Annotated in this window: 5 protein-coding genes; 4 read left to right on the top strand and 1 reads right to left on the bottom strand. The window is 57.1% G+C overall.

What is annotated here, in order from left to right; genetic code table 11:
* On the bottom strand, positions 1–535 hold a 535-nt coding region (locus ACRESJ_RS15135; RefSeq protein ID WP_431758618.1), incomplete at its 3' end, for a DUF1624 domain-containing protein.
* Between the two features lie 242 nt (positions 536–777).
* Between ACRESJ_RS15135 and ACRESJ_RS15130 the strand changes: the two genes are divergently transcribed.
* The 4 genes from ACRESJ_RS15130 to ACRESJ_RS15115 form a co-directional block, all read left to right on the top strand.
* Positions 778–1,599 (top strand): ABC transporter substrate-binding protein, encoded by an 822-nt coding sequence (locus tag ACRESJ_RS15130; RefSeq protein WP_431758617.1) that lies wholly within the window; start codon positions 778–780, stop codon positions 1,597–1,599.
* On the top strand, positions 1,596–2,441 hold the full coding sequence (locus ACRESJ_RS15125; RefSeq protein ID WP_431758616.1) for an amino acid ABC transporter permease: 846 nt from the start codon (positions 1,596–1,598) through the stop codon (positions 2,439–2,441). Before ACRESJ_RS15130 ends, ACRESJ_RS15125 begins: the two co-directional genes overlap by 4 nt.
* 36 nt (positions 2,442–2,477) lie before the next feature.
* Positions 2,478–3,860 (top strand): LLM class flavin-dependent oxidoreductase, encoded by a 1,383-nt coding sequence (locus tag ACRESJ_RS15120; RefSeq protein ID WP_431758615.1) that lies wholly within the window; start codon positions 2,478–2,480, stop codon positions 3,858–3,860.
* A 180-nt stretch (positions 3,861–4,040) separates the two neighbouring features.
* The coding region (locus ACRESJ_RS15115) for a Tn3 family transposase (RefSeq protein WP_431758614.1) at positions 4,041–6,342 on the top strand (2,302 nt) is incomplete at its 3' end.

The following is a 6,342-nucleotide window of genomic DNA, read 5'->3' as shown; positions in this document are numbered from 1 at the left end:
CGTGCAGGGTTGTACCGACCGGGAAGTGCAGACCATCGAGCAGGTTGTGCCCGGCGACGATGAGCACGCCCAGGGCGAACAGGATTGGCCTTGGCAGCCACACCAGTATGGCAAGGGCGATCATGCTGACGCCGATGGCCCAGATCACCTGCATGTAAATCACCGTGGGTGGGAACTGGAATGTCCAGGCGAAATTCACCAAGGTGAACTCCAGCAGTACCAGGAACAGGCCGCGCTTGAACAGGAAGGTGGAAATGTTGCTCTTGCCCTGGTGTTTTTCGCCGTACAGGTACGCAGACAGTCCAGTGAGAAGTACGAACACGGGGGCACACAGATGAGCGAGCGTCCGGCTGAAAAACAATGCCGGTTCGGTCGTCTCGATCCCCATCGGGTCACCTACCTGGCGGTGCAGGAAAAAAGTCTCTCGCACGTGATCCAGCAGCATGAATATGATCACTAATCCCCTGAGGGCATCGATGGACAACAGGCGTTGGTTTAGGCGCGTAACGGGCGGAATATGAACAGGGATAGTCATCGGAAATCGCAGGCAGGCAGGGAGTGAATGGCTCTGCCAGAAAGTGCTGACAGTCATGTATTGTAATCATATAACGTTTCGATTCGCTCTGTCCCGTTGCCTTTCGAATGTCGCCCTTTCGGGTGAACCCATAACTTCGATATAGCCTGAAGCCAGCATCTTATTCCATAAAAACAGTACAAGCGTATTTTATAGTGCGTTTTAATCTAATCAGATTTTTACAACTGATTGGAGCTTCGTACTTGAAAACCACGGCATTGTTGTCTTTGGGCCTGGCGTTAGCCGCCAGTTGCTCTGCGGCTTTTGCAGGCCCGATCCTGGATCGTGTGACGAAAAAAGGCGAGTTGACCGGCGTCCTGATGGAAAGCTATCCGCCGTTTTCCTTTCTCAATGAGCAGAACCAGCTGGACGGGTTTGACGTAGATGTCGCCAAGGCGGTTGCCCAGCGCCTTGGCGTCAAACTCAAACTGGAGACCCCATCCTGGGACGTGATCGCTGCTGGCCGCTGGAGCGGGCGTTATGACATCTGCGTCTGCTCGATGACCCCGAGTAAAGCCCGCGCCGAAGTGTTCGATTTCCCGGTCGAGTATTACCAGTCACCCGCGGTGATCGTGGTGAATGCCAAGGACAACGACATCACTGCGGGCAAAGACTTGTCCGGCAAAAAAGTCGGTGTGATCAGCGCGTCGACTTACGAAGCCTACTTGAACAAGGATCTGGTGATCGAAGGTGCCGAGGACAAACCTTTGAGCTATCCATTCGATAATGTTCAGGTCGCGCCCTACGACAACGAGACTGTGGCCTTCCAGGATCTGGCACTGGGGACGGGCGTGCGTCTGGATGCCATGGTCACCAACCTCATCACTGCGCGCGAGCGCATTGCCCAGGATCCTCGCTTCAAGATTGCCGGCGATACGCTCTACGCCGAACCGAACGTCGTGGCGATAGAGAAGGGTGATCCGCAATGGAATGCCAAAGTCACCGAGGTCATCACCCAACTCAAGGCTGACGGTACGCTGAGCAAGATTTCGCAGAAGTGGATCGGTGCCGATATCAGCCAATGACAGCCCTCAATCCACACCCGGTCAAGGCGACTGTCGCACCCGAAACCGAGCCGCGCCGCTTGAGCCAGTTCTTTGGCTTTCGCACTCGCCTGTATCTGACGTGGGCGGCGCTGTTCGGCTTGTGCGTCATGTTTTTCATGAGCTTCGATCTGAAGTTCTCGATCATTCTGGAAAAGTGGCCGAATCTGGTCGGCCTGCATCTGGGGCCCAACGGTTTCCTGCAGGGTGCCGCACTGACGTTGTTTCTGTGCTTCTGCTCGATCTGGCTGTCACTGCTCCTTGGTTTCGTGACGGCGCTGGCGCGTCTGTCACGCAGTGCCGTGGCTTTCGGTATCGCGAGCTTTTACGCATCTTTTTTTCGCGGTACTCCGCTGCTGATTCAAATCCTCCTGATCTATCTGGGTTTACCCCAGTTGGGCGTTGTGCCCGGAGCAATCAGTGCCGGCATCATTGCGCTCTCGCTCAATTATGGGGCCTACCTCAGCGAGATCTTTCGCGCCGGCATCCTGGCCGTAGCACCCGGGCAGCGCGAAGCGGCAATGGCGCTGGGTCTCAGGCCGACGGCGACGTTTCTGCAGATCGTCCTGCCGCAAGCCATGCGCACGATCATTCCTCCGACAACCAGCCAGTTCATTTCAATGCTCAAGGACTCATCGCTGATCTCGGTGATGGGCGTCTGGGAGGTGATGTTCCTGGCGCAGTCCTATGGGCGGTCTTCTTATCGCTACATCGAAATGCTCACCACCGCAGCCGTCATCTATTGGCTGCTGTCCATCGGGCTCGAGTTGATACAGCACCGCCTCGAACGCCACTACGGCAAAGGATTCAAGAATCAGCGGTGACTCGCCCGGTTTAATCACTTTTTTACAGGAACCACTATGTCCGATCCAAAACCTCTGCTGTTTGCACTATACGAGCAGGCCAGTGTCGGTTGCGGCGGTGCGCCAAGCCTGTGGACGCACCCGGCCGACGAGCGACTGACCATCAACTCTCTTGGCTACTGGTCGAACCTGGCACGCATTGCCGACCAGGCTCACCTCGACATGCTGTTTTTTGGTGACGTGCTGGGTTTCTACGATGTATTTGGCGGCAATGCCGATGCGGCCATGAAATGGGCGGTAGAAGCACCGGCGAACGATCCCTTGATGATCATCCCGGCCTTGGCTGCCGTGACGGAAAACCTGGCCTTTGGCGTCACCGTCACCACCAGCTACGAACATCCGTTTACCCACGCCCGGCGCTTCAGCACGCTGGATCACCTAACCAATGGCCGGGTCGGCTGGAACATCGTCACGTCTTACCTGTCCAGTGCCGCCCGCAACTTCGGCCTGGAGCAGATGATCAGGCACGATGACCGCTATGAGCGCGCCGAAGAGTTCCTCGATGTGGTCTACAAGCTCTGGGAAGGCAGTTGGGCCGACAACGCCGTGGTCGCGGACAGGGCGCGTCAACTCTACGCTCGGGGTGATCGTGTGCGGCCGATCAACCACGTCGGTGAGCATTACCGGGTGGCCGGGCCGCACTTGACCTCGCCATCGCCACAGCGCACGCCGTTGTTGATTCAGGCCGGCTGGTCGGGGCGCGGACGTGAGTTTGCGGCCAAGCACGCCGAGCTGATCTTCATTGCCAAGTCCAACCCGCAGGAAATCCGTCAGGGGCTGGAAGAAATCTGGGCCAAGGCCCAGGTGCGTGGTCGTCAGCGTGAGGATGTGAAATCGCTGACGGTGCTGCGTATCGTCACGGGCAAGACCGAAATCGAAGCTCAGCGCAAATATGACGAACTGCAAAGCAACTATCACTTGCAGGCCCAACTGGTCAGTTACGCGGGTGACACCGGCATCGATATCAGCCGCTACGCCGACAGTGATGCGCTTTCCACCCACACCGAAGGCATGACCTCTTACGTGATGCGCCCCGATGGCAGTGGCAAACCATTGACCGCTGGCGACGTCAAACAACGGTTTGCCAAGGTCACCCGCGGCAGCGATCTGATTCTGGTGGGCACCCCCCAACAGGTGGCCGAACGCATTGAGGAACATGCACGAATCTCCGGCACCAGTGGCTACATGATCAATCCGCTGATCAGCCCCGGAAGCCTTGAGGACTTCGTCGAACTGATCATCCCCGAACTGCAGAAACGCGGGCTGTACCGTACTCAACCGCAAAGCGGCACCTTCCGTTCGCGGTTACGGGCCGATGGTTCAAGTCTCTTGCCGGCGTCGGCCTATGGCGCCTCGTTCCGTTTCGACAAGGCCCTTTAGAGGCGATGGGGCGATTCGCCCCATACACGGGGTCATGCCGAGATAAGGTAAAAATTAGGACATCCGTTCTGTAAGCTATTGAATCTAAAAAATAGAATTCAGTGCTTCGCCACCTCATGAAGCCAATTGTGAAAAGCCGCCTATGCTGATGCTTTTGCATTACTTTGGGGGAAGCATTCTATGGCTTCGGTGGAAAGGACAGCGTACCCTCTCTTACCCAGTCAGCTACCGGCCAAAGAGCTTCACCGTAGCTATACGCTGTCTGATTCAGAGATCGAATGGGTCAACAATACGGCTAAAAGCCCGGCCCTCTCGATTGGGCTGGCAGTTCAACTAAAGATCTTCCAACAGATGCACTATTTTGTTCCGTTCGATGAGTTACCGCAGGAGCTCATCGACCATGTTCGCCAATGCCTCCGCTATGGCGCGCGCATCGTACCTCGCTACAGCAACCCTCGTACCCTTTACCGGCACCAAGCAGCCATCCGCCAGTACCTACAGGTTACGCCCTTCTACGGCAGCGATGGGCTTGCGATTACAGAGCAAATTGCCCGCGACTGCGCTTTGATTCTTGAGCAGAGGGTCGATCTCATCAACACAACGATCGATGAGCTGATTCTACGTGGTTACGAACTACCGGTTTATTCGACACTCAATAAAGTCGCCGAAACTGCGCTGGCAAATGCCCAAGAGATTACCTTCAACCTGGTCGTGATGAGGACGCCAATCGAGGTGATCTACAAGCTGAAAGAGTTGCTCGACACCGACTTTGGTCGTCGGCAAAGCGATTTCAACGCCTTGAAGCAAGCGCCCAAGAAACCGTCCCGCAAGCATCTGGAGGTACTGATCGACCACTTGGCCTGGCTCGAAGCATTCGGCGAATTGGACGTCATCTTCGATGGCATCGTGGATTCCAAGATCCGCCACTTTGCCGCCCAGGCCGCCGCGTCGGATGTCGCAGAGTTGAAAGATTGTTCCCTGCCGAAGCGCTACACCTTGATGCTGGCCCTGATCTACCGCATGCGGGTTCGTACCCGGGATCACTTGGCGGAAATGTTCATCCGGCGAATTTCCACCATTCACAAGCGTGCCAAGGAAGAACTGGAGCAGATCCAGCTTAGGCAACGGCAGAAGCTTGAACTGCTCGTGGCCACGCTGGATGGTGTGCTGGAGATTCTGGCCCAGGAGCCGGACAATCAAGAGGCCGGCAGTCTGATCCGGGAGTACCTCTCACCCAATGGCAATCTTGATCGCTTGCGAGAAACCTGTGCTGAGGTGCAGGCCACCGGCGGCAACAACTACCTTCCACTGATCTGGAAGCACTTCAAATCTCACCGTTCGCTTCTGTTCCGACTCAGCCATATCCTCCAACTGGAGCCCACCACGCAGGATCACTCGCTCATCCAGGCACTACAGCTTGTCCAGCATAACGAGAATCTTCATCGTGAGTGGATCGATGACCATGTTGAACTGTCGTTTGCGTCCGAACGCTGGGCGAAGGTCGTACGCCGTTCGGCCAGTGAGGGACCTCCGACCAACCGACGCTACCTGGAGGTCTGTGTCTTCTCCCACCTGGCCAGTGAGCTGCGATCCGGTGATCTGTGTGTCCTTGGCTCGGAGTCTTTTGCCGACTACCGGAAGCAACTGCTTCCCTGGGAGGAATGCCTCGCCCGTCTACCGGCGTACTGCGAGAAGGTTGGTCTGCCGAGTAACGCCAAAGACTTTGTTGCCACGCTCAAGGCCCAACTGGAAGAGACTGCGCAGCAACTGGATGACAAGTTCCCGTCCTGCCGCGGTGATGTCTCGATCAACGACGGCGGCGAGCCGGTGCTGCGACGGGTGATGGCCCGCGACATTCCGCCCTCTGCCATCTCGCTGCAGACCGCCATTACCCAGCGCATGCCAGCCAGGCACGTGCTCGACATCATGGCCAACATTGAGCACTGGATTCAGTTCACCCGGCATTTCGGGCCCATGTCCGGCAATGAGCCCAAGCTCAAGGAACCGGCCGAACGCTACCTGATGACGATTTTCGCCCTGGGCTGCAACCTGGGCCCCAACCAGGCGGCTCGGCACCTCGCGGGCAATGTCACGCCACATATGCTGTCCTACACCAACCGCCGTCACCTGTCGCTGGAGAAGCTGGACAAGGCCAACCGTGAACTGGTGGAGCTCTATCTGCATCTCGATCTGCCCAAGCTCTGGGGCGATGGCAAGGCGGTGGCCGCGGATGGCACCCAGTTCGACTTCTACGACGACAATCTGCTGGCCGGCTACCACTTCCGCTATCGCAAGATGGGTGCCGTGGCGTACCGGCACGTCGCCAACAACTACATCGCGGTGTTCCAGCATTTCATCCCGCCGGGCATCTGGGAGGCCATCTATGTCATTGAGGGGCTACTGAAGGCAGATCATAGTGTGGAGGTCGATACGGTCTACTCCGACACCCAAGGTCAGTCGGCCACCGTGTTCGCCTTCACTC

The sequence above is a fragment of the Pseudomonas sp. genome (genome assembly GCF_050739655.1).
GTDB lineage: Bacteria > Pseudomonadota > Gammaproteobacteria > Pseudomonadales > Pseudomonadaceae > Aquipseudomonas.
The sequence above is the reverse complement of the archived record's forward strand: the minus strand, read 5'-3'. Positions and strand labels throughout refer to the sequence as shown.

What these genes read in the sequence shown, in the direction of transcription:
- ACRESJ_RS15125 (WP_431758616.1), top strand. Translation starts at nt 1,596, where the DNA reads ATGACAGCCCTCAATCCACACCCGGTCAAGGCGACTGTCGCACCCGAA.
- ACRESJ_RS15120 (WP_431758615.1), top strand. Translation starts at nt 2,478, where the DNA reads ATGTCCGATCCAAAACCTCTGCTGTTTGCACTATACGAGCAGGCCAGT.